This is a genomic window from Sulfitobacter noctilucicola (genome assembly GCF_000622385.1).
Taxonomy (GTDB): Bacteria; Pseudomonadota; Alphaproteobacteria; order Rhodobacterales; family Rhodobacteraceae; genus Sulfitobacter; species Sulfitobacter noctilucicola.
This window is the reverse complement of record NZ_JASD01000008.1, coordinates 2,374,478-2,397,982: the sequence shown is the minus strand read 5'-3', so window position 1 is coordinate 2,397,982 and position 23,505 is coordinate 2,374,478. Positions and strand designations below refer to the sequence as shown.

The 23,505-nt window shown below is 54.7% G+C and carries 15 protein-coding genes, 1 pseudogene and 1 other annotated feature; of the genes and pseudogenes, 9 read left to right on the top strand and 7 right to left on the bottom strand.

Going from position 1 to position 23,505, the window contains the following annotated elements:
• Window positions 1–20: 20 nt before the first annotated feature.
• The 5 genes from Z946_RS0115335 to Z946_RS0115315 form a co-directional block, all read right to left on the bottom strand.
• Entirely contained in the window at window positions 21–1,025 is a 1,005-nt protein-coding gene (locus Z946_RS0115335; protein WP_025056607.1) for an ABC transporter ATP-binding protein, read from the bottom strand.
• A 10-nt stretch (window positions 1,026–1,035) separates the two neighbouring features.
• Window positions 1,036–1,869 (bottom strand): carbohydrate ABC transporter permease, encoded by an 834-nt coding sequence (locus tag Z946_RS0115330; RefSeq protein WP_025056606.1) that lies wholly within the window; start codon window positions 1,867–1,869, stop codon window positions 1,036–1,038.
• A gap of 14 nt (window positions 1,870–1,883) precedes the next feature.
• Window positions 1,884–2,756, bottom strand: a complete 873-nt coding sequence (locus Z946_RS0115325; RefSeq protein WP_025056605.1) for a carbohydrate ABC transporter permease — start codon at window positions 2,754–2,756, stop codon at window positions 1,884–1,886.
• Between the two features lie 137 nt (window positions 2,757–2,893).
• Complete coding sequence (locus Z946_RS0115320; protein WP_025056604.1) at window positions 2,894–4,222, bottom strand: ABC transporter substrate-binding protein; 1,329 nt, start codon at window positions 4,220–4,222, stop codon at window positions 2,894–2,896.
• A gap of 104 nt (window positions 4,223–4,326) precedes the next feature.
• Window positions 4,327–5,364 (bottom strand): LacI family DNA-binding transcriptional regulator, encoded by a 1,038-nt coding sequence (locus Z946_RS0115315; RefSeq protein ID WP_025056603.1) that lies wholly within the window; start codon window positions 5,362–5,364, stop codon window positions 4,327–4,329.
• A 117-nt stretch (window positions 5,365–5,481) separates the two neighbouring features.
• Here Z946_RS0115315 and Z946_RS0115310 point away from each other — a divergent pair, with 117 nt between their 5' ends.
• The 6 genes from Z946_RS0115310 (at window position 5,482) to Z946_RS0115285 (ending at window position 13,631) form a co-directional block, all read left to right on the top strand.
• On the top strand, window positions 5,482–6,438 hold the full coding sequence (locus tag Z946_RS0115310) for a carbohydrate kinase family protein (RefSeq protein WP_025056602.1): 957 nt from the start codon (window positions 5,482–5,484) through the stop codon (window positions 6,436–6,438).
• Window positions 6,435–7,694, top strand: coding sequence for a class II D-tagatose-bisphosphate aldolase, non-catalytic subunit (locus tag Z946_RS0115305; protein WP_025056601.1), 1,260 nt, complete (start codon window positions 6,435–6,437; stop codon window positions 7,692–7,694). Before Z946_RS0115310 ends, Z946_RS0115305 begins: the two co-directional genes overlap by 4 nt.
• 321 nt (window positions 7,695–8,015) lie before the next feature.
• The gene (locus tag Z946_RS0115300; RefSeq protein ID WP_025056600.1) at window positions 8,016–9,221 is read left to right on the top strand and encodes an NAD-dependent epimerase/dehydratase family protein; all 1,206 of its coding nucleotides are present in this window, start codon (window positions 8,016–8,018) and stop codon (window positions 9,219–9,221) included.
• A gap of 74 nt (window positions 9,222–9,295) precedes the next feature.
• The gene (locus Z946_RS0115295; protein WP_025056599.1) at window positions 9,296–10,867 is read left to right on the top strand and encodes a cellulose biosynthesis cyclic di-GMP-binding regulatory protein BcsB; all 1,572 of its coding nucleotides are present in this window, start codon (window positions 9,296–9,298) and stop codon (window positions 10,865–10,867) included.
• A complete protein-coding gene (locus Z946_RS0115290; RefSeq protein ID WP_025056598.1) occupies window positions 10,864–12,705 on the top strand; it encodes a glycosyltransferase family 2 protein in 1,842 nt (613 codons plus the stop codon). Before Z946_RS0115295 ends, Z946_RS0115290 begins: the two co-directional genes overlap by 4 nt.
• Entirely contained in the window at window positions 12,705–13,631 is a 927-nt protein-coding gene (locus tag Z946_RS0115285) for a hypothetical protein (RefSeq protein WP_025056597.1), read from the top strand. Before Z946_RS0115290 ends, Z946_RS0115285 begins: the two co-directional genes overlap by 1 nt.
• Before the next feature lie 80 nt (window positions 13,632–13,711).
• On the opposite strand, the gene Z946_RS0115280 is transcribed toward Z946_RS0115285, so the two are convergent.
• A protein-coding gene (locus tag Z946_RS0115280; protein ID WP_152540587.1) for an IS3 family transposase occupies window positions 13,712–14,940 on the bottom strand; the annotation gives its coding sequence in 2 pieces (ribosomal slippage) (window positions 13,712–14,652 and window positions 14,652–14,940; 1,230 coding nt in all).
• Window positions 14,543–14,659, bottom strand: a sequence feature (AL1L pseudoknot). Its footprint overlaps the gene before it by 117 nt.
• Window positions 14,941–15,369: 429 nt before the next feature.
• Between Z946_RS0115280 and Z946_RS0115270 the strand changes: the two genes are divergently transcribed.
• Both Z946_RS0115270 and Z946_RS0115265 read left to right on the top strand, forming a co-directional pair.
• Complete coding sequence (locus Z946_RS0115270) at window positions 15,370–16,089, top strand: flavodoxin family protein (protein WP_025056595.1); 720 nt, start codon at window positions 15,370–15,372, stop codon at window positions 16,087–16,089.
• Between the two features lie 484 nt (window positions 16,090–16,573).
• Window positions 16,574–17,467, top strand: a complete 894-nt coding sequence (locus Z946_RS0115265) for a Hint domain-containing protein (RefSeq protein WP_152540586.1) — start codon at window positions 16,574–16,576, stop codon at window positions 17,465–17,467.
• A gap of 469 nt (window positions 17,468–17,936) precedes the next feature.
• Here Z946_RS0115265 and Z946_RS20785 read toward each other — a convergent pair.
• Window positions 17,937–19,303 (bottom strand): annotated as a pseudogene (locus Z946_RS20785) (IS1182 family transposase); the annotation flags it as partial.
• Between the two features lie 273 nt (window positions 19,304–19,576).
• Here Z946_RS20785 and Z946_RS0115250 point away from each other — a divergent pair.
• Complete coding sequence (locus tag Z946_RS0115250) at window positions 19,577–23,491, top strand: coiled-coil domain-containing protein (RefSeq protein ID WP_025056592.1); 3,915 nt, start codon at window positions 19,577–19,579, stop codon at window positions 23,489–23,491.
• Window positions 23,492–23,505: the final 14 nt, after the last annotated feature.

The window sequence follows — 23,505 nt, the reverse complement described above, 5'->3', positions numbered from 1 at the left end:
TGTTCATCCGTCAGTCGGATTTAAGCCAGACGCAGACCGTCGGCGCCGAACTTGTGGATCAAAGATGGGTTTGGCGTAAGGAACACTGTGTCGCCGTGCTTGACAGGAACGTCACCTGCCGTGCGTACGGTCATCGGATCGCAGCCTTCAATACCGTGAATGTGGATGAACGTATCCGACCCCAGATGCTCTGCTACGCCAACCGTCCCCTTCCATTGACCTTCGGTCGTGGACACTTCGATATGCTCTGGGCGGATGCCGATTGTGTGGGCGCTGTGCTTGGCGGCTTCATTGCCCTCAATCAGGTTCATCTTCGGGCTACCGATAAAACCCGCAACAAATTTGTTGCGTGGCGTGCGGTAAAGCTCAAGCGGGCTTCCGACCTGCTCGATTACACCGGCCTGCAGCACAACAATCTTGTCCGCCATGGTCATGGCTTCGACTTGATCGTGGGTCACGTAAATCATCGTTGTTTCAAGCTTCTTGTGCAGCTCGCCGATTTCCATCCGCATGCCCACCCGCAAAGCAGCGTCGAGGTTTGATAGCGGTTCATCGAACAGGAACGCTGCGGGTTCGCGTACAATCGCACGACCAATGGCGACACGCTGGCGCTGGCCACCGGACAACTGACCGGGCTTGCGATCAAGGTAGTCCGTCAGGTTCAGCGCTTTCGCGGCGCTTTCGATCCGACGGTTCTGTTCGTCTTCCGGCATCTTTGCCATCTTCATCGGGAACGCGATGTTCTTGCGCACCGACATATGCGGATAAAGCGCATAAGATTGGAACACCATCGCCAGACCGCGTTTCGCCGGCGGCAGGTCCGTGGCATCGGCACCGTCAATTTCGATGTTGCCGCTCGTCGTGTCTTCCAGTCCCGCGATCAGGCGCAGCAGTGTAGACTTGCCGCAGCCAGAAGGGCCGACGAAAACAACGAATTCGCCTTCTTCGATTTCAAGATCCAGCGGTGGGATAACCTCGACATCGCCGAACTTCTTTTGAACCTGCTTGAGCTGTATACGTCCCATGATTTTTCCCTTACTTCACAGCACCGAAGGTCAGACCCCGGACAAGTTGTTTCTGGCTGAACCAGCCCATAATCAAAATCGGCGCAATCGCCATGATGGAAGCCGCGCTCAGCTTGGCATAGAACAGCCCTTCGGGGCTTGAGTAGCTGGCGATAAACGCGGTGAGCGGTGCGGCTTTGGCAGACGTCAGGTTGAGCGTCCAGAACGCTTCGTTCCAAGCCAGAATGATATTCAAGAGCGCAGTAGATGCCATGCCCGGAATAGCCATTGGCGTCAGAACATAAAGCACTTCGTCCCGCAGGGAGGCCCCGTCCATGCGGGCAGCTTCCAGAATTTCACCAGGAATTTCCTTGAAGTATGTATAGAGCATCCAGATGATAATCGGCAGGTTGATCATCATCAGCACAAAGGTCAGGCCGATGCGTGAATCGAGGATGCCAAGATCACGGAAGATCAGATAGATCGGGATCAAAACGCCCACCGGCGGCAACATCTTGGTCGACAACATCCACATCAGCACGTCTTTCGTGCGCTTGGCTGGCACAAAGGCCATGGCCCAGGCTGCCGGGATCGCGATGATCAGACCGACAAGCGTCGAGCCCAGAGAGATAATCACCGAGTTCATAAAATGCTTGAAGTAATCCGACCGCGCCTGCACCGCTGCAAAGCTGTCAAATGTCCAGCCGGACCCGAACAGAACTTCGAGTGGTGCGCGGATGGCGTCCTCTTCTGTCTTGAAGGACAAAATCAGGATCCAGAGGATCGGGAAGAACATGAAGAAACCAAGGATGCCCGCAACGGCGGTATTGGAGATTTTCTTCTTGTTCGAAACTGCGCGTGCCATATCCGTTCCCTCCCTTATGCGTCGAGGTTCTTGCCGATCATACGCATCAGGAAGAATGCGACGATATTGGCGAGAATGATTGCGACCACACCACCGGCACTGCCGATACCCACATCAAATTGCAGAAGCGATGACACATAGATCAGATAGGTGAGGTTCGTTGTCGCGACACCGGGACCGCCGTTGGTGGTCACTAGGATTTCGGCGAAGATCGACAGCAAAAAGATCGTTTGGATCAGAATGACGACCGTAATAGCGCGTGCAAGGTGCGGCAGCATAATGAACCAGAACCGGTTTGCCCAGCTGGCACCATCCATCTCTGCGGCCTCAAGCTGTTCCTGGTCCAATGATTGCAGGGCCGTAAGCAGGATGAGGGTGGCAAAGGGTAACCACATCCACGAAACAATAAAGATGATTGATGCCATGGGGATTTGCCCAAAAAAATCAATCGGTTGAAAACCAAGTCCGGTCGCAATCTGGCCAAAGATGCCATTCACCGGATTCATGAACATGTTTTTCCAGACAAGGCCTGAGACCGTTGGCATAACGAAAAAGGGCGCAATGACCATGATGCGGATAATGCCCTGACCGAACATCGGGCGGTCCAGAAGCAACGCAAAACAGATACCGCCGATTGTGGTGATGGTCAGCACACCACCCACCAGCACCAGCGTGTTCCACATCGCTGCGGTAAAGCTGGGGTCTGTAAAGAACCAGTAATAGTTCTCCCACCCCACAAACGGAGCCAACCCCGGCTGCAGCAGGTTATATCGCAGAAACGAGAAATAGAGTGTCATACCCAGAGGTATGATCATCCAACCCAGCAAAAGGATTACCGCTGGGGCAATCATCAGTCGCGCAGAAGATCTTGAAGCTTTGGTGGCCATACGGTTCGTCCTCCCGGCGAGTGTCGTGTCAGCACTTAAGGGAAGACCTCAAACGAGGTCCTTTCTAAAACGCTGTGATGTGAATGATAGCAATTAAAGGGAACCGGCGCAAAATCGCGCCGGCTCCGAAGTACTAGTTACTTGATATAACCGGCTTTTGTCATTTCGCGTACTGCGAACTTCTGGCTGTTTGCCAGAGCTTCTTCAACTGTCGACTGCCCCGCCAGAGCAGCAGCAACCTGCTGGCCGACGTAGTTACCAATGCCCTGGAACTCAGGGATCGCAACAAACTGAACACCTGTGTAAGGGACCGGATCACGTGTTGGGTCCGCAGGGTTTACTGACAGGATCGCTTCAACAATTGTGTTGGCGAAAGGCGCTGCTTCCAGACGACGCGCGTCTTCTTCAACGGACTTGCGTGTACCACTTGGAACCGCAACCCAACCTTTGGATTCGCCAACCATCTCAAAGTACTCTTTGGATGTTGCCCACTTCAGGAAGCTTTTTGCTTCGTCGACTTTCTTGGAGCTTGCCGGGATGGCGAGCGCCCATGACCAGAACCAGCCTGTACCCTTGTCGGTAACCTGCTTTGGTGCCTGGAAGAAATCTGTTTTGTCGGCAACCGAAGATGTCTCGGGGTTGCGCACATCACCAGCAGCGGATGTCGCGTCTACCCATGTGGCGCACTTGCCGTCTTTGAACAAAGCACGGTTTTCGTTGTGACCGTTAGCAGATGCTCCGGGAGGGCCCGAGTTGTTCATCAGGTCGACATAGTAAGTGACGGCTGCGTTCCACTCTGGGCTGTCCAGCTGTGGATTCCAGTCCATGTCGAACCAGTCAGCGCCAAACGCGTTCGCAACTGTACCAACAAAGGCCATGTTCTCGCCCCAGCCGGCTTTGCCGCGCTGGCAAGTTCCGTATACGCCGTTGTCTGGATCGTGCAGCTTGGCTGCCATTTCCGCGAACTCTTCGTATGTTGGCTGCGCTGTTGGCACTTCAACACCCGCCGCTTCGAACAGGTCGGTGCGGTAGAATGTGAAAGATGTCTCTGAATAAAGCGGCAAAGCGTAAAGGTTGCCGTTTGCAGACAGACCGTTGCGTACCAGCGGGAAGACGTCTTCCAGATCATAGTCCGCGTCATCCGCGAAATCGTTCAATGGTGTGAGCCAGTCTTTGGCACCCCAGATCGGTGTTTCATAAGCACCGATGAACATGATGTCGAAAGAACCGCCACCTGTTGCAATGTCTGTTGTCGTGCGCTGACGCAGTACGTTCTCTTCCAGAACAACCCAGTTGATGGTGTTGCCTGTTGCCTCTTCCCACGCTGGCGCGAGCTCTTGCATGGTGATCATGTCAGCATTGTTCACTGTCGCGATCGTAATTTCTTCTGCCATGGCGCTGGCTGCGATACCCGCAGACAAGCCAAATCCGACCGCAGTGGTCAGCAGCTTTGTTTTAATAGACATTGACGTCCTCCCTTTTTTACACGTGTAAATGTATGGGCATGACCAAGCTTGAGTCAAGAATTTTATTTAAGCCTATGGTTGCTGCAATGCGGCATTAATTAACCCTAAGCGGAATCACGCAATTTTAGCGTTCCGTCGAACAAGGTGAGCTCTGGCGCGCCCGCCTCTCCTCCGCCATTGATGATCTGCAGAAGTCTAGAAACGGCTTTCTGGCCGATCGCATCGGTATCCTGAGCCACGGTTGTCAAAGCGGGATTCATGTAAGGGCACAGCGGATAATCGTCGTGACCCGCAATCCGCAAACCGCCGAATTCAGCGCGGCCGGGCTTCAATCCATGGCGCGATGCCGCGTGCAGCGCGCCGATCGCAACGCGGTCGTTGGCGCATAAAATAGAGCTCTCCGTCAGCCGCCCCCGCGCGAATTCGTCGCCCAGCACCGCCGCCCCGTGCTCTTCGAAATGCCAGTCTTCGCCGATCAGCTCTGTACCGATTACACGCGGCTCGAAACCCAACTCTTCCATCTGCTCTATATAGGCGGCTTCACGCTCCAACGCGTTAAAGTTGACCCTCGGCATCGCAAGAAACACAGGCGGATCGCCCACACGACAAAGATATTCTGTAATTAAACCAGTGCTTTGGCGATGGTTTGTCCCAACAAAATCGACGTCAGGCATCGTCCTTGGCCGTGAGTCCATCAATACGAATGGCAGTCGCGATTTCAACCTAAGGTGCACTGACCAGTCACTATGATCCCCCAATGGCGCGACCAAAGCACCGTCCATATTCATCGACATAAAGGTCTCTGCCGCACGCGCTTCGATGGCCGGATCGGAGTGTGAGCATTGTGTGATGACAGTCAAACCCGCCTCCATCGCGGCGGCCTCGATCCCCTCCAGAAGCTTGGTAAAGAAGAGGTCGTTAAGGTACGGAATGATCACTCCGATAATTCCGGTGGATTTTCGATTGAGGCGAGTCGCAAAGAAATTGGGGACGTATTCGACCTGTGAGAGCCCTCGCTCGATTCGCGCTACGGTAGTAGCCTTGACCGATGTCGGGTCCTGAAAGAAGCGCGACAGCGTCGGACGAGAAACCCCAATTGCAACCGATAATTCTTCCATTGTCTTGATAAGAGGCTTTGGCATCAATCTTCTCCACTGCTTGTAATGCCCACTATAACAACGGTCCGCAAAAGCGCTAACTTTTTTTGACACGCGGAACAAAAGGAACTAACTTCCTTTTACAAAGGGAGCGGACGGGTGATGGCGAAGAATCTCAAAGTTGTGACGATCGGGGAAATCCTGGTGGAGTTTGTTTCGCACACGAAAGACTGCGGTCTATCGCAGGTCGGCGATTACTCCGGTCCCTACCCCAGCGGTGCTCCTGCGATCTTTCTGGATCAGGCCGCCCGTATGGGTGCCCCCACCGAGATGATTGGCGGCATCGGGAATGACGGGTTCGGCAGAGCTGTCCTTGATCGCTTGAAGGGTGATGGTGTCGGAACCAAAGGCGTGACGGTCAACGCGGACCGCACAACGGGTGTGGCCTTTGTCTCTTATTATACTGACGGAAATCGTGACTTTATCTTCCATATGGAAAACACAGCGTCCGACCATTTCGACGTGCCGGAAGATGCGTTTGATCCAGCCAACACCATTCTACATGTCTCGGCAGCATCGCTTGGCAATCCCCGTATGCGCGACATGATTGTGCCGACGCTGCGCCGTATCGATGATGCTGGCGGCAAGATCAGTTGCGATCCGAATGCCCGTCCAGAATTGATGAGGGATGAAGCGGTGCGCGACGCGCTTCAAGAAGCGATAGATCGCAGCACTTACCTCATGCCCAGCACCAGCGACCTTGGTTTCCTGTTTCCCGACATGTCCGAAGATGCCGCAATCGAAAAGCTGTTGGCGTCCAAAGCGGAGGTCATCGTAATCAAACGCGGTGCGCACGGTGCTACAGTTGTCAGCGGCGGCGAGAGGTTTGACTTCACAGGACATTCCGTGGAGGAGATCGACCCCACCGGTGCAGGCGACTGTTTCGGCGGAACGTTTATTTCCCTACTGGCACAGGGCGCATCCCTGCTTGATGCCGGCACACAGGCAAATGCCGCAGGCGCACTAGCGGTCACTCGGCGCGGACCGATGGAAGGTAATTCCAGCCCAGCGCAGATCGCCAAGTTTCTTGAAACCCAAAGAAGTGAGAATGTCGCATGAGCCCCGTTCATGATTTGATCGCCCGTAACCGTAACGGCGAAGCGATCGGCCTGCCCTGTTTTTGCACCGCCAACGAACATGTGCTGCGGGCTGTTCTGGCCTATGCCAAGCAGACCGGCTTTCCGACTGTTATTGAAGCGACCTGTAATCAGGTGAACCAGTACGGCGGTTATACCGGCATGACGGCGTCTGATTTTATGGCGTGGCTCAGCGGTATGGCGGCAGAGGCAGGTGTGCCCATGGATCAGCTTATCCTTGGCGGTGACCACCTTGGCCCGAACGTCTGGAAGGACGAACCGCTTGAGACCGCGATGGAGAAATCCCGCGAGCTCGTAAAATCTTACGTGCAAGCCGGTTTCAAGAAGATCCACCTTGATACCAGCATGGCCTGCGGCGGCGAACCGAACCCGACGTTCGCGCAAATTGCGGAACGCGCCGCCGATCTGTGTGCCGTGGCAGAGGCCCATGCACCAAACCCCGAAGAGCTTTTCTATATCATCGGAACCGAAGTTCCTATTCCGGGTGGCGAGACCGAAGAACCAGATGCGCTGGACGTTACGTCCGTCGACAGATTCCGCGATACAATCCAAACGCACCGCGACGCTTGGGCGGCCAAAGGGTTGGACGCGGCATGGTCGCGCATCGTCTCCGTGGTGACCCAGCCCGGCGTCGATTTCGGGCACACGTCGATTTATCCCTTCGTTCCTGAAAAAGCCCGCCCGTTGAGCGACGCTATCCTAGACGAAGACGGCCTGACGTTTGAGGCGCACTCCACAGATTACCAATCAACGGATGCATTGGCCAATCTCGTCCGCACCCACTTCTTCTTTCTCAAGGTAGGTCCAGAGTTGACCTTCCGGTTCCGTGAAGCCGTCTGGGCCTTGGCCACGATTGAAGAACAGCTGAACATTGATGAGGCCTCGAACATCCGAAGCGTCATCGGTGCCCAGATGGACGACAATCCCGGCTACTGGCGAAACTACTATAGCGGCACAGACGCAGAGCTGAGCATTCTGAGGACCTACAGCTATAGCGACAGGATCCGTTATTATTGGACGGACCCCAAGATCGCGACGGCATTAAACGGTCTCATCAGCGGTTTGAAAGAACACGGGATGCCCGAAACTTTGGTTTCACAAGCATTCATGGGCCTTGAGTTCGGTAACATGCCAACGGATCCCGACGCCTTGATCGAAAGTCACATCCAGCGCTGCGTCGGCAGATATTTCGAAGCCGCCGGTATGACGGCGGGTTAGACCAGCTTTGGATTTCTTACCGAGATTTGTCCTGAAGCAAGCGCATAGCAAGACCTGCTAGGGAATCGCTTTTGCGATCCACGCACTGATTCTGCCTACACTTCCTACAGCAGATTCGCTTTCTCAGTGAATCTGCCCGATTCTGCATAGGTAACCTATCCTTTCGCATATACCTGCTGACCAATGGCCCTTCAGACTACCCTCCAAGCCAGCAGATTTCCGTTCTCTCCCTCTCTAAATCTGTCTTCACCGAAACAAATGCACATCCAGTTCGTGCCAAGGGCCGCTGCGGTCAGTGAAGACAGTAAAGAGGAACAGACTATGAAAAAGATCATGATCATCGGTGGCGACGGCTTTTGCGGTTGGCCAACAGCACTTCACCTTTCCCAGATGGGCAATGACGTCACTATCGTCGACAATCTGTCACGTCGCTCCATTGACGAAGAACTCGGTGCCAACAGCCTCACACCGATCCAATCTATGGAAACACGCCTGACCGCCTGGAAAGAAGCCACCGGCAAGACAATTGCATTCGAGAAAATCGACGTAGCCGTTGAGTATGATCGCTTTGAGGCGCTGCTGGACCAGCAAAAGCCGGATACCGTCATCCACTTTGGCGAACAGCGCGCGGCACCTTACTCTATGAAAGGGGCGACCGAGAAACGCTTTACCGTCGACAACAACATTGGTGCGACTCACAACCTGCTGGCGGCTGTCACAAGCCTTGGCATTGATCCACACATCGTTCACCTCGGCACAATGGGTGTCTACGGCTATGATGATGATGGCATGGAGATCCCCGAAGGCTACCTCAAAGTCTACATCCCGGGTGATGAAAAGCAGATCTACCAGCGCGACATCCTGTATCCGACAAACCCCGGCAGCGTCTACCATATGACCAAGTCAATGGATCAGTTGCTGTTCCAATTTTACGCCAAGAACGACCGCCTGCGCATCACCGACCTGCATCAGGGCATCGTCTGGGGCACACAGACCGATGAGACCAAGCTTGACGACCGTTTGATGAACCGTTTCGATTATGACGGCGACTACGGCACAGTTCTGAACCGTTTCCTGATGCAATCTGCTGTAGGTCATCCGCTGACAGTACATGGCACCGGTGGTCAGACACGTGCGTTTATCCACATTCAGGACACCGTCAAATGTCTGGCGCTCGCCGTGATGAATCCGCCAGAGCGGACCGGCAAGGTCAAGATCCTGAACCAGATGACAGAGACACACACCGTCCGCAATCTGGCGGAACTGGTTGCCAAGGCGTCCGGTGCGACGATTGCGAATGTCGACAACCCGCGCAACGAGGCTGCAGAAAACGGCCTGCGCGTGTCCAACAAAACCTTCATCTCGCTCGGCCTCAAGCCGATCACACTTGCCGAAGGACTGCTGGAAGAAACCCAGCAAATTGCACAGCGGTTCGCCGACAGATGCCGCATGGACATGATCCCCTGCGTCTCAACCTGGACCGACAATCAGGCACCCGGCGTCGTGCAGCTTGACGAAGCGGCCTAACCGCAGACGCGCGCCCTGCTGATCCGGCACCCTGTCGGGTCAGCCCTTCTCCTTCAAACGAACGAGTGATCGACATGCGTATTATTGGTATCGGACTTTTGGCATTCCTCTTGACGGGCGCGGCGCTGCTCTTCTCTTCACTTGATATCTGGCACAAAGGAGTTCGGAAATTCACCGAAACCCTGTCCGGCCCCCAACTGGCCTTTGAAACCAGCGCACCCTTGGCGTCTGCCTCTGCCGCAGCAAACGCTGTCATGCACAGAAACAACGCCGCCAACCCGATCATCCTTTCCGGTTTGCCCGCTTATCAGAGTGCTGTGTTCTCCCTGCCGATAGATGCACGCGCGACAGCGGGCACCCTTCAGATCGACGCAACCCATCAAGTTCTGGCAGGTGTTCAAGGGACCCTCCGCATCGCCATCAACAACACCCGCCGCGGAGAGCTTTTGTTGAAGCCGGGTGAAGTGCGCCGATCGCTTCGTATTGATCTGACCGCCGAAGAGCTCGCAAGCGATAGACTTGTCGTGTCATTCAGTCAGGTGGGCGATGGGGATCACGCCGGTTGCGCTTCTAACTCACGCATTCAAGCCGTCACCGAAGTTGAGACGACCAGTGCTCTGTACCTGACAACGGACAGCCCGTTGGAAAGCACGCGCGACCGTGTTCTTGCCTGGGGCGACCAGATTATTGTCGGCTGGCCTGCGTGGTTGGCCAGTGAAGAACAGCCACGCCGCCTTGCACTTGGCGCTGAACTATCCCGTCAGGGTCAGGATCTACGTTTTGTTGAGGATGGTGCCTCCGTTGCCCTGACGACAGATGGCCTTCGCGAACTGCTGCAAACATCATCGACAGATATTTCTTCCCGCACGATCTGGCCGATGGCCGTGGCGACGACTGGTGCCAACGCGGGCATCCGCCGCTTCCAGAAAAGCACTAGCTGGCGCACACGTTATGACCTCGACGATGTCGAGAACAACGTGATGCCCACCACGTTCGACGTCGACCTTACACTCGGGTTTCTGGATGACGGGGCAGTTTGGACGGTCACGACCACGCTGAACAACCGTATTCTCCAGATGGACCGCGTGCCTACAGGCCAAAACACCTACCGCGCCGAAATTGCTCTGCCAGAAGACATGCATGACAAGGTCAACGTGATTGAGGTCACGGCCGCATCCTCCGCCGACGTTGACGGTATTTGCACCCTTGGCCCCGAACTTATTGCCGAGATGCATCCGACATCCCAGCTGCGCGGCGTAGGACCAGTGTTTGAGACGCAAACCTCCGCCGTGAAATCAATGTTGTCCAGCTTTACGGCAGTAGGTGTGGTAGACGTCCCCTCACTCTCAGCTACCGAAGCGACAGTGGTATCTGGATTGATTGCAAAGTTGGTGCCCACCGACACGAAAATCCTTCCAATCCGTCAAACCGTCAACCTACTCCCTTTCAGCCGCGCCGATCTTGGTAGTCTCGCAGAATTGGACGTCACAAGCGGAACCACTTGGATTGCGTATAATCCTGTCAATGGTGAGGAAATCCGTGCGCAACCCGCCTCTGCCGAAGTCATCGCGCAGCTTCAGCGCACGCCTGTAGCGGGCATCATCATCCAGACCGACAACCTGTTGCGCGCCGGAATGGTCCAATGACCACGGTTGCCACCCATGACAAGCGCGATCAGATCGAGTTTGTGTCGGTCGACAGTGCGCCAAAGCGTTTCGCAGGCCCCGTTTCGCAACTCCGTGCGCCGGCCATGCTCCTGACGTTTTGCTGTATCGCAGCCGCTCTGCTCTGGATTGTGAACACGCCAACGGTCAGCGCCACCTTCCCCAACCGCGATCTTGTCTTTTCACCTTACGAAGGCCACCACGCCATCGCGATCAGAATTTTCATCGTGTCCTTCTGCATCTCCTTCGCCGCTTTTTCATCCGCGAACTGGAGCGGCAGGGCCCTTTTCGCACTTGATCTTGTTCTGAGCTATGCTGTGATCTGCGGCATTTTCGATCTGGCCAATATCGTCATGGAAAAGATGGTTGGCCTGTCCTACTCGCTGCATTTCAGCGCCATCCTGTCGGGTCTTTTGGGCTTCGCAATCTACTCCTTCAAGCTGTTGGAGCGTGGCCGGATGCCAGTGCGTATTCCCATCGAACATCGCGCGATCAGCAATAAAAGGGCGCTGCTGCGCCTTGCAATCACGATTACCATCGCCGGAGCCGTGTCAGCATATGTCAGCTCGATGAAGCTCGACGTGGTTGAGCAAATGCGTCAGCTGACCATGCTGGGCGGTATTGGTCCGGGGGTGTTTCTTTTCCTTCCCACATTGTTCGGCCAGCTATACTTGCTTGCGATCTATGACGTGAAGACAGCCAAAAAAGCGACGTTCAAGCCTGCCGTCAGCATCATCGTACCTGCCCACAACGAAGAATATATAATCGAAAACACAATCAACGCGATGGACAAGGCGGCAGCGCACTACGGCGGTGACGTGCATATCCTGATTATGAACAACAATTCGTCTGACAATACCGAAACGATTGCCCGCGAAACACTGGCGAAATGCAAAAGCGCCAAAGGGCAGCTGATCAATGTGCCTAAGCCCGGAAAGTCTAACGCCCTGAATGCAGGTCTTGAGGCGACAAAGACCGAATTCCTGATCCGCGTCGACGCAGACACTTTGGTCGGCGAAGATAACATCACACGTGCGATGGCCTATTTCTCTGACCCTGCGGTCGGCGTGGTCGGCGGTGTACCGATCCCGCCCGGCGGCGCTCTGTTTGACCGCGCGCGTCTGCTCGAAGTTCTAGTGAAACACGGCTTCTACTCCGTCGCGATGGGGGCCGTGAACGGCGTTGTCGGGATCCCCGGCATGTTCGTGGTCTACCGCACAGAGCACCCCCGCTATCTGGGCGGCTTTGTCGAAGGTATGAACGGGGAAGATACCGACATTTCGTTGCGCATAGGCGAGCTGGGATTTCACTCCGTTGTGGACCCAAAGATCCGCTACATCTCCGAGGTCCCCTCTTCCTATGCACATATGCGCGAACAGCGGATGCGCTGGTTTCGGTCCGTGTATCACATCAGCTCGCGCTGCCGCGACCTGATCTATTCCGACTGGATGACACTGCGCGGCAAAATCATCCTGCCTTACATGCTGATCAACTCAGGCCGCCGCGCCATGCTTGTCCCTCTGATCTTGTTCGGCACCCTTGAATACGTGCTCGGATTCAATCCCCAAAGTCCGATCATCTGGCAGTCTATTGTTGCAGTCACGACCGGGGCACCCGCTATCATGGCCGTCATCTCATCCCTGCTGAACGGTATGCCACGCGGTGTCCTTTGCCTGCCGGAATACCTGATCTTCCGCGTCTTGCGGGCCTATTTCACCCTTGAATCGATGCTGAGCATCCTCGTCAAACAGGACGGCGAAAACCTCGAAAAAGCATTCAAGAATAACGTTATCCCCGAAAAACTTCTGAGGATCGCATGATGCACTTTTCAGCTTTCAAGCAATCGCTCCTGACGCTGCTTACCGGAGCCGTACTTGCAATCGCACCGCAGGCAGATGCGCAGACAAAAACAACCGTGAAGCAGGCTTTCTCGTATGAGAACCTACCTGTGCTCGCCGGTGAAGGCATATCGGAAACATCCCGCCTTCGGCACGCGTTGGTTTCAGAGACCGACGTTGCGCTTAAGCACCGCACAACCGAGGGATCAACATTTGCGTTTGGCATAAAAATCAAAGCGCAGGCTTATGCGTCTGACGATGTGGACGACAAAGCGACCGTCGAATTCATCGGGTCCTATCAAGTGCCTCTGGATACTGAAAACAAATGGCAATTTCGGCTACAGGCCGTCCATGCCGTCTCTCAATCAGAGAAAGACCGGATATTTGACCGCACCCGCATCGGTGCCAGACTGCAATTCAAACACGATAAAGAGCACACGACGCGCGCGCGGCTGCGCCTTGGACATCGTGATCAGAACGAAGCGCTGTTTGAAGGCTATGACCAGCGCGAAGTCCTGGCAGAAATCACTCACGAATGGCGGCCGAACGCGGACCGTTTCATGGTGTCGGGAACAATCTATGGCGAAACTCGGCGTGCGGAGAAAGATCAATACAGCTATGCCGAAGTCGGCGCCCGCGCGACCCTGCGTGTGCCATTATCAGACCTTACGGAAATCACCGGCCGGGTAAAATTTTACCAAAGAGATTTCGACGGCGCATTCGCCAGCTCCTCCCCTCTCACCCGGTCGGACACACGTATGGCAGCACATATTCGGGTCGATCGCAAACTGTCACAGAACTCCAAAGGTTTTGCGTACATCGGTTGGGACAGCAACAGATCAAACATAACATCACGCAGCTACGACGGTGCAATTTTCGGTGCCGGTATCAGCATGGTCTTGAAGTGAGCTTTAGTTGTATTGCCTGAGTTATCTTCAAACGTGCCCTATGAACCGCGCCGGGTTTGCCGGAGGCTGATTTCGGTTAGTTACGCGGCCACGGGTTCAGTTTCCAGAGCTGCGTAGAAGTTTGCTTCGGCTTCTGCGGGCGGGATGTTTCCGATAGGCTCGAGCAGGCGGCGGTTGTTGAACCAGTCTGCCCATTCGAGTGTCGCGTATTCGACGGCCTCGAAACTGCGCCACGGGCCGCGACGGTGGATGACCTCAGCTTTGAACAGGCCGTTGATCGTTTCGGCGAGGGCGTTGTCATAGCTGTCACCGACGCTGCCCACAGAAGGTTCGATACCCGCCTCCGCCAATCTTTCGGTGTATTTTATGGACAGGTATTGGCTGCCTCGGTCGCTGTGATGTACCAGCCCCATGCCTTTGACCGGGCGACGTTCGTGGACCGCCTGTTCCAATGCATCAAGGACGAAACCGGCGTGAGGGGAAGTGCTGACGCGCCAGCCAACGATCCTCCGAGCATAGGCATCGATCACGAAAGCGACATATGCGAACCCCTTCCAGGTTGCGACGTAGGTGAAATCACTGACCCACAGCATGTTCGGTGCGGGCACCCGGAACTGGCGGTTCACTTTGTCCAACGGACAGGGCTGCTTCTTGTCGGGGATCGTCGTTCTGTGTGGCTTGCCTCGAATGATGCCTTGTATATCCATGTCCTTCATCAACCTCGCGACCGTGCAGCGAGCGACATCGAAGCCTTCGCGGCGCAGCTGGTGCCAGACCTTGCGCACGCCGTAGACGCTCCAGTTCTCCTCGAAGACACGCCGGATCTCTGGCCGCAGCGCATCATCCCGGCGCGCGCGATCCGACCGCCGGGTTGGATCGGCCCGCTTGGCCAGATGATCATAATAGGTGGACGGGGCGATCGGCAGCACGTTGCAGATCGGCTCGACCCCGTGCGCATCACGATGCGCGTCGATGAAACCCACCATCACTTCGACCGGCGGTCGAGCTCCGCCAGCGCAAAATAAGCTGACGCCTTGCGAAGGATCTCATTCGCCTGGCGCAGCTCACGGTTCTCGCGTTCCAACGCCTTCATGCGCTCGGCCATCTCGCTGGAGACGCCCGGGCGCTTGCCGCTATTGACCTCGGCCTTCTTGACCCAATCATTCAGGGTCTGGGGCGCACAGCCGATCTTCGCCGCGATCGACATGATCGCTTGCCAACGCGATCCATGCTGCCCCTCATTGTCGAAGACCAGTCGCACTGCGCGTTCACGCACTTCGGGGGAAAATTTGTTCGTTGTCTTGCTCATGATGCTCCATCCTACTCAGGAGTTGGAGCCTCCGGCAAACCCGGCGCGGTTCATAGCAGACCTTGGGTGTAGCGACGAGATTCAACGGCAGCTTTGGTGACGTGAGCTGCACGGCGGCAACAGACATGCTACAAATGCGAAGGTTTTCTGCGCCCACGAAGCGAAAAAACAAAGGTCGGGAAAGTCCGCATCCCAGTCCTTGGGTACAAAAACATCGTCAATTTGTCTGGCTGCACCGCCGACGGTCTGCTGTGAGACCAATCCGACCGAGGTTGCGGGATAAACGAATGGCTTGTGTCGACAAGTTCCGCGTAGCTCACAGAACGAGCACTTGTTGCTCAAAGCAGCGGCCGCAATCTTCGATTGTTGCGGAACACACCGTTTCGTTTACGTGTTGTGATTGGATAGGACAGATATGGTGGACATAAAATGACAGACTATACGGATATCAAAGCGCTATTCTTGAACACTTCTCTGAAGAAGCAACCAAGCGAAAGCCATACTAAACTGCTGATGAACGCCTCTGCCAAAATCATGACTGACAATGGGGTGAACGTAGAATTTGTGCACATGTTGAGCCACAACATCCCCCCAGGCATCTATCCAGATATGACGGAACACGGTTGGAACACCGACGATTGGCCCAAAGTTTGGGAAATGGTAAAAGCAGCTGACATCTTGGTGGTCGGAACCCCCCTTTGGCTGGGCGAAGAATCCTCAGTGTGTCGGGTTTTGATCGAACGCCTTTATGGTATGTCAGGAGAGCTAAACGAAAAAGGTCAATCCGTTTTTTATGGTAAAACAGCGGGTTGCGTGATCACAGGTAACGAAGACGGCATTAAACATGCTGCAATGACAATCGGTTACGCCATGAGCCACCTTGGATTTACGATCCCGCCGCAGGCCGATTGCGGATGGATAGGCGAAGCCGGGCCCGGCCCATCCTATGGCGACAAAGCAGACGATGGCGGGCGTGTTGGCTACGAAAACGAATTCACCCAACGCAACACCACAATCATGACATGGAATTTGATGCATTTGACGCGGATTCTGAAAGACGCACACGGTTACTCGAACCGAGGCAACGATCGCAGCGCTTGGGAAGCAGGTGCAAGGTTCGGGTTTGAAAACCCAGAGTACCGAAGTTGAGGAGTTTCCAAGGACAAGAAAAATTTTGACCAACAGTGAAAATTAATCCAATGGTCGCATTCTTCTTTGCCCGCAGTGCCGCCACCCATTGATTTCATTGGAGAGGTCTGTTTCCGGCTCAAACCAGCCGTTCACCTCACTGTCTCAATGCTGCGGTCGCAGCCCGCATAGCGGACCTTGGCTGATACCGCAGCATTTCAAGATGTCCAGATGACTACAGAGCGGACATAGCGACAGTTAGAAGGACGAACACGAATGACGGCTTCAGGGCCGCCATTCGACAGGTCATTCATTCTTGATTGTAATGTGCAGGAGGCGCATTCGAAGCCAGTTTACAAATTATTAGGTCTTTATGATTTATTCTATCGGCGGATTTCGATGGATATAGAATATAGCATTACTGGAATCGTATATCTCGGAAATCAGTTATGCTGGGAACGGGAACAGCGATTTCATCGAAGTGGTTTTGCCTGCTGGTACGGATGTGACTGGATTTTACCTCGAACGGTACCAAGAGGGCGGCCAAGACAGCAGCGGTGTGCTGCCGTTCCCTACCTTGGCTGCCACAATCGCTGGCAATGACGTGTATGTTTTTAGCAAAGATACAGTCATTAGCTTTCCGTCCTCCATGGGTGACGGCGAAGGCTTCGCACTGGTGGATTCCGGCGGGAGCGTTCTGCAGTTCGTATCGCATGGCTCGGGACCTTTTACTGCAATAGATGGCGCAGCAGCGGGCATGACCAGCCAGTATATGGGGTCTGCAACAAGCAGTGGCACAGGCCTGGTCACCAACGATAAAGGCGACACCTACGAAGTGACGAGCACACTGACGCCGGGCAGTGTGGCCTGCTTCGCCGAAGGTACCCTGATCCGGACAATTGAAGGGCGTGTTCCCATCGAAAGACTGCAGCCCGGCATCATGTTGCCCACATGGAGCGCAGGATTACAGGAGTTAAAAATAATTCGGTTTCGGGAATTGTCTTATTCCTCGACGACCCCGGACAGGCAGCGCCCCGTTCTGATCCCGTCAAAACTTATCAATCGTGCCGCGCACAATCGGCCGCTGATTGTGTCATCCAATCACCGGATACCATTGGCCGTGGGCCAACAACGCCGGTTAGTTTTGTTTCCGGCCAAAGTGCTTGTCGGTTGGCGTGGCATCCGCTTCATGAGAGGGCGGCGGCATATGCGTTGGGTACATCTTGGCCTACCGGTTCACGCGCTCATTGAAAGCGGCAGATTAATGACCGAAAGCCTGCTCCCCGGCAATATGGTCGAGCAGACGCTGTCATCCCTTGATAGCGATACTTGGGCACCGAAAAGCAGGGGAAGCGTGCCTTCCGCTCATCCGCCCTCGAGAGGCGCACGCTGTACTTGAGCAAGGCGTTGAACTAGCTGATCCTGACGATCTGCCTGAACCGCCGCTTGCGGCAATGGATGACCTCCCAAAGTATTCGCCAGCTCATCATGCACATCGGAACGAAAATCCTTACCAAAATGGTATAAGGCTCAACTCCTGACTGCATACCCTTCCCGGAGACAATCACAAATTTTCGCACCTTGCCGATGGCTTAGTCAATTTACTTGAATGCTAAGCCTACAATGGTAGCAAAGACTGGACGACTTCAGAAGCTTCGCATCAATCGTATCAATATGCCTACAACCTTGTAGAAGGCCCTTTGCTTGGTGAAAAGGTTTTGAATCCAATTATGAAAGCCGACATTGGCCGCGTTGCAGAAACACTGCGCAGTTGGGCTGATTCTGCGAACAAACAACGTGTTGCGAGCGCAAAAAGTACCGCCTTGAACGTCGCGCAAACGCCCATCCTTTAAGGCTTTTCTCATTTGCTGCGGTGCAGGAAAGATCTTCGCCAGTTTGCGAAGGTTCTGGGCGGTTGCGGCGAGTAGGAATTCATCGTTTGCGCCGCATGGGCCGCGTAATCGCAATCGTCCCAGCCAAAGGATGCGCTTTAAGTAGGCGATGAGCATTTCGACTTTCTTTCGGAGGCTCATTGAGACTTTGTATTGCTTGGTTTTAGCAGTATCGCGGGCGACTTGGCGGGCATCTTCGCGTTCTTCGGGGTTGTGGGACGAAAGTCGGCGTTGGGGCAGCATTTCGCTTTCGATGGGCTGGCCTGATAGGTCAGCCTCAATGCGCGATACTTGGCGACGCCTTTGCCGTCTGGACCACGGTTGGGATCGGAATAGTTGCGGCGGAACTGCTTGAGCGATTCACCTTCGGGACAGATGTATTGATCGTTCTCTGGGTCCCATTCGAAGTCTGTGCGAGACCATGTACCGTCAGTCCGTCCAGCTTTATCAAGCACTGGAATGTGGCGATTGATTTTGCGACCAACGAGCAATCCAAGCATCGGCCCTGATCCATAAGCGCTGTCTGCAATCAATCGCTCAGGATCGATATCATGCCGGTCCTTGATCCGATCCAGCATAGTGCGCACAGAGCCGACTTCAGCCTGCCGGATTGATCTTGTGCCCTCAACATCGACGATGACACTGTGGTCCGTGTCGATCAGATAATTGGTAGAATAGGCAAAGAATGCGGGGCCTTTGCGCGCGGCCTTCCACTGGCTTGACGGGTCTGAATGGGACGTGAACTTTGGCTCAACCTCAGATGCTGCGCCAAAAGCGTCTTCATCCAATACATCGAGATATTCCTTCACAGCGGGCGGCGCATCGGCTGGATCAATGGCGCTGCGGTCCCAATCTTCCTTCGGCGTGGAGTTTTGTTTGTTCGCATCGGCCTCAATCAAACTGGCATCTGCCGCAAGGCGCTGGCCACTCACCAAGCCATCCGAGATACACCGCGCAACAGTCTTCTCAAACAGATGCCGCAACAATGCACTCCCGCGCAAGCGACCATGTCGGTTCTTTTAGAACGTCGAATGGTTTGGGATAGGATCAGACAGGTCGAGGCGGCAAAACCAGCGATACGCTAATCTCAAATGCACCTCTTCACACAGCCGACGTTCAGACCGGATGCCAAAGCAGTACCCCACCAACAGCATCCGGATCAGTAGCTCGGGATCGATGGATGGACGGCCAGTGTGGCTGTAGAACTCTGCCAAGTACTGTCAGTTGTCGCTCAGATTAACGAACCAATCAATCGAGCGCAGCAGGTGATCCTGTGGGACGTGACCTTCCAACGAGAACTCATAAAACAGTGCTGGCTGCGATTCTTGCTTCGGTCCCATCATCGCTCAATATCCCGCATCCTTGCGAGAACTGAATCAGCGACAGCACCTCAATCAACCAGAGTTTTTCAACAGAATTAGCCCCCTGTGTTGAGTCCCGCTTCCGGTCCATTCTGAACATTGACTGACGATCACAACGCTGCGCTGCAGATTCCTGAAACCGGCCCTTCATCTTTGGGTCGATCTTGACTTCCCCTTCTGCTCCGGCTCTACTCATTAAGATTTTTTGCGTTTCATTTTTAATATCCTTTTACAAACAATAAATTGGAGGCGTTCATGAACGATGCAGCCTCAGACACTCCAAATGGACTGATCGGACGGTTCCAAGATATTCTAGAACAGTTTGATCGGTTGATAGGAACAGAATTTGGGGACACCGCCCCGGCACCGGATGAGCAGCAAGCCCTTGATCGGTTGGAAACTAAGTTGGCCAAACTCCGAGCGCTGATCGACGCTCGGTCCGGCGATTCGCAGACCCAACCTGCCGCGACATCAGCGCCTTCAGCTTCTGATGTAACGGCGGAAACTCCCTATAAAGGTGGTCTGGCAGGCTTCGGGGAAGCGTTGGCATCTGAGATAAGCTCCCTCGGTGATAGGGTGAACGCAGCCTTCAGCAGCGGCACGGAAGAGATTAGCACTATGCTCGGTGCGTTCGAAAACCCAACTGCCGAGGCACTGCAGGTGGCTGGAGTCGACGCGAACTTGGGAATGTTCAGCAGTCTCACGGACCAGATGTCTGAGGTATTGTTTGGAGCGCCAAACGCCGCGGACGAGGCCAAAGCCGCATTTGAGGATAAGGTTCGAAACATTGAAGATGCCGTCGCTCTGCGTGAGGAGATCGCCGATATCAAGGTCAAATACAATGACCTCCAAGCCTTTGCACCGGACCTTTCCACGCGGATTGGCCAGCTCTATACCGGTGCTGTCGCCGCCTGTGACACCGGGGATCTTGATCGGGCGAAATCCTGCGGTGCCGACCTTGCTGGCGAGGTTGCGAAGGCCCAACAAATCAAAAAGGGGATACTTGAACGCAAGCAGGCGTTCCTTGATGCGCTCGACATAGTTGAGGTGCCTAGCGATGCCATCGACACAGAGATCACGGCCTTCGAAGATCTGAAAAAGGAAGCCTCTGATGCGCTGTCTGTTGAGGCACCGCAGCCGGATGACTTTGCTAGGGCACAAGCGGCTTTCGGTCGACTAATCCTATTGATCCCGCAGATACTGATCGCTGTCGAGATACGCAAGCGTATTGCCGAGATCATCAATGAACGCGAACCTTTGCGGGCAGAGATTGACCGTTTGCTCGCATTGCCTGGTGACACGACGCAGGGGGAAAAACTGCAACGCAAGCTGTCGTTTGAGCACGAGCAAATTGATGCGCTTTGCGCTGCGAAAAAGGTGCTAGAGGCGCAAGCGATGCTGATCCGCCTGAAGGCGACAATCCCAATGCTTCAAGCCGAAGAGGTCGAAATCACTAAGGCCAAAGCGCTGCGTGAACAGATCGAACGGGAATATGCGGCGCTGACGCCAAAACTGATCAAGGCCCGCGAATTCTATGCGATTACGCCAAAATTCAAATCAGATGTCGAGACCTTCAAGACCAATGATGAAGGCATCACCACCGATATCAATAATAATCACTTCGGCAAAGCTCTGGCCTCAATGGACCGCACAATAAACGCAATGGAACGGTTGCTGGCCCGTCAGGCAGAGTTCGATCAAGCGCTGCAAGCGCGCCAAACGGCCAAGGACGCCCTGGACGCCTACAAGCAAATTCGCACAGACGTAGGCGCTATGAAAATCACGCTCGAAGATGTTCGCGCACTTTATGACGAATATGCGAAAGAGAACGGCGACGCCTATGATGCTTGGGACAAAAATGACTATGCTGCAGTGCTTGCCCCCGCTGGCAGGGCGAAAACTGCCGGCCAGAAAGTTCTTGCACGCAAGGCTGACTGTTTAGCGCATGAAGCCCAGTACGATGAGGTGAACACACGCTATGACGCGGTTGTGGCGTTGACCGAACCGGTCCGGAAACGAACCGACGTGGCCACGCCTGCACTGAAACAGGCGCTAAAGGATTTTCAGGTCAAGTGGGTGGAGACCCACGGGGCCTTTATCAAAAAGCCAGACATGCCCAAGGCACTCATCCTTGTAGCAGAGCTTGAGCAGATCGGCGCAAATTTGGTTTCCCTCGACCTTGCTGACAAGGCGGCAGTTCAAGAAAGGGATCGCGTTCTGGCTTTGGCCGCGGCGGCCAAGCCCAAGTTGAATCATGCCAAGGCGGTCAAACCGCAAACAGATGCGATGTATGCGCTGTTTGCCACCTTCAAATCGACCGCAGCAGATTTCGATGCTGCGAGCAACGTGGCTGATGCCACCTGCGAAGCTAAGCTGAACGCGGTGATTGCCGCCGCAGATGCGGTGATTGCGGAGATCCCAAACAACACAGGCGACCTGCCCCAACTCAAGGCTGATTGCGATGCCCGCGATGCGGTGGTCAAACCCAAGTTTGACGCCGCGATGGTTGAGGTAAGAAACTACCCGACGGAGCTGCATACGAAAGGCGCGGAGATCAGCGCAAAGCGGACCTCCTATGACGGGAACTACACGTCCGCCAACTACATGGTTGCCAAAGACCTGCTGGATGAAATTGAGCCGCTTGCACAGGGGATTATGGCTGATGTTGCGGCAGCTCAAACCGCCACTGACGCGCGTAAGGCCGAGCTTGACGGAAAATATGATGCGGCCTTTGTTGCTCGCCTGAATGCCGTTATCGGCTATCAGGATTCTTCCAATGACATGAAAACCAAACGCGCCGATGCCGTGCGCGTGAAAGCCGATTTGGAGAACGGCAAGAACCAGAACTACTTCAAGTATGCCTTAGAAAAATTCGATATTCTCGATCCTCTAGTCGGCGAACTTGAGACGCTAAAGGCTGCCGATGCCTCGCTTTTGGCTGATCGCGCGTGGTTGCAGACAGAGATGACCGGCAAGCAGCCTGACATCACCACCGCCGAAGCGATCGAAGGCGTAAACCGCGAAACACAAGCTCAGGTTGACGCATACAACGCCGCGAAAAAGATTTTCACCACGGACTACGACTCCCCAGATTTTCCGGCGGCCCGGGTCTATTGGCCAACCTATGAATCAGAGATTGACGATACAAATGCGGTGCAGGCCGTCTATGACGCCAACAGGGCCGCGAAAGATGCAGCCGATGCCGCATGGCCTCCGATCTCGGCTAATTGGAACACCGCCAGCGACATGCGCCCCCTGACCCCAGATATCGAAATTCTGCGCGACAAGTTCTGGGCCGAAACCGCGCTCTATGACAAAAGTTACTACAGCCATGACTATGCGACCGCTTTGGCCAAGACGCCGGATCTGGGTCGCGCCGCCGCAGATCTGGTGGCGAAAAAGCCCGATCATGATGCCGCCGATATCGCGGCCGAGACAAAGGCCGATGCAACAGCCACCGCGCTAGACAGCATCACTGACGCTGATCTGCGCAGCAAGACAGCCGACGAAAAGCTACAGCTCCTCGATGATCTGCGTGGCCAGCACAAAGAACTGGACGATGAACAACGTGCCCTGCAACGCCGCATCTATAACGCGATGGAGCTTGATCCCGAGTTTGTGCGATTGGATGACAAGCGACGCGAGGAATTGAAGACTGCAATCCTGAATGACGGCGATTTGCAGGCCGCCCGTTCCAATTGGGACAGTACAGACCCGAGTACCGAAATCTCGGACGAAGAAAAGGTCCGCTTGCTGACCAATCTTCTGAAAAAAGAATGCGAGCTCTACAAAATGCCGGTGCCAGAGGTGAAAACCTACGCGGAGGACACAACAACAAACGGGTTTTTCAACCCGTCGGATGGCACGATCAATATCAACATTCACCCCAACTCTTCGTTCAATGACTTCTTCGAAGCCATTGACCTGATGGTGCATGAAAACGCCCACAATTATCAGGACTACTTGGTCACACGGCTTGATGAGGGTTTGCTTACCCCGGACGACCCGGAATATGATCAAGCCCTCATGTTCAAAAGCAACGACGGCCCCTACGCTTATGTAGATGGGGACGAAGACTATGATACTTACAAAAAGCAGCCCATGGAGGAACATGCCTGGAAGATCGGCGGCGGCGTCAGAGATGCCCTCAAGGCCGAACCGAGCATGTAATGTGGGCAGGAGAG

What these genes read in the sequence shown, in the direction of transcription:
- Z946_RS0115335 (WP_025056607.1), bottom strand. Translation starts at nt 1,025, where the DNA reads ATGGGACGTATACAGCTCAAGCAGGTTCAAAAGAAGTTCGGCGATGTC.
- Z946_RS0115330 (WP_025056606.1), bottom strand. Translation starts at nt 1,869, where the DNA reads ATGGCACGCGCAGTTTCGAACAAGAAGAAAATCTCCAATACCGCCGTT.
- Z946_RS0115325 (WP_025056605.1), bottom strand. Translation starts at nt 2,756, where the DNA reads ATGGCCACCAAAGCTTCAAGATCTTCTGCGCGACTGATGATTGCCCCA.
- Z946_RS0115320 (WP_025056604.1), bottom strand. Translation starts at nt 4,222, where the DNA reads ATGTCTATTAAAACAAAGCTGCTGACCACTGCGGTCGGATTTGGCTTG.
- Z946_RS0115315 (WP_025056603.1), bottom strand. Translation starts at nt 5,364, where the DNA reads ATGCCAAAGCCTCTTATCAAGACAATGGAAGAATTATCGGTTGCAATT.
- Z946_RS0115310 (WP_025056602.1), top strand. Translation starts at nt 5,482, where the DNA reads ATGGCGAAGAATCTCAAAGTTGTGACGATCGGGGAAATCCTGGTGGAG.
- Z946_RS0115305 (WP_025056601.1), top strand. Translation starts at nt 6,435, where the DNA reads ATGAGCCCCGTTCATGATTTGATCGCCCGTAACCGTAACGGCGAAGCG.
- Z946_RS0115300 (WP_025056600.1), top strand. Translation starts at nt 8,016, where the DNA reads ATGAAAAAGATCATGATCATCGGTGGCGACGGCTTTTGCGGTTGGCCA.
- Z946_RS0115295 (WP_025056599.1), top strand. Translation starts at nt 9,296, where the DNA reads ATGCGTATTATTGGTATCGGACTTTTGGCATTCCTCTTGACGGGCGCG.
- Z946_RS0115290 (WP_025056598.1), top strand. Translation starts at nt 10,864, where the DNA reads ATGACCACGGTTGCCACCCATGACAAGCGCGATCAGATCGAGTTTGTG.
- Z946_RS0115285 (WP_025056597.1), top strand. Translation starts at nt 12,705, where the DNA reads ATGCACTTTTCAGCTTTCAAGCAATCGCTCCTGACGCTGCTTACCGGA.
- Z946_RS0115270 (WP_025056595.1), top strand. Translation starts at nt 15,370, where the DNA reads ATGACAGACTATACGGATATCAAAGCGCTATTCTTGAACACTTCTCTG.
- Z946_RS0115250 (WP_025056592.1), top strand. Translation starts at nt 19,577, where the DNA reads ATGAACGATGCAGCCTCAGACACTCCAAATGGACTGATCGGACGGTTC.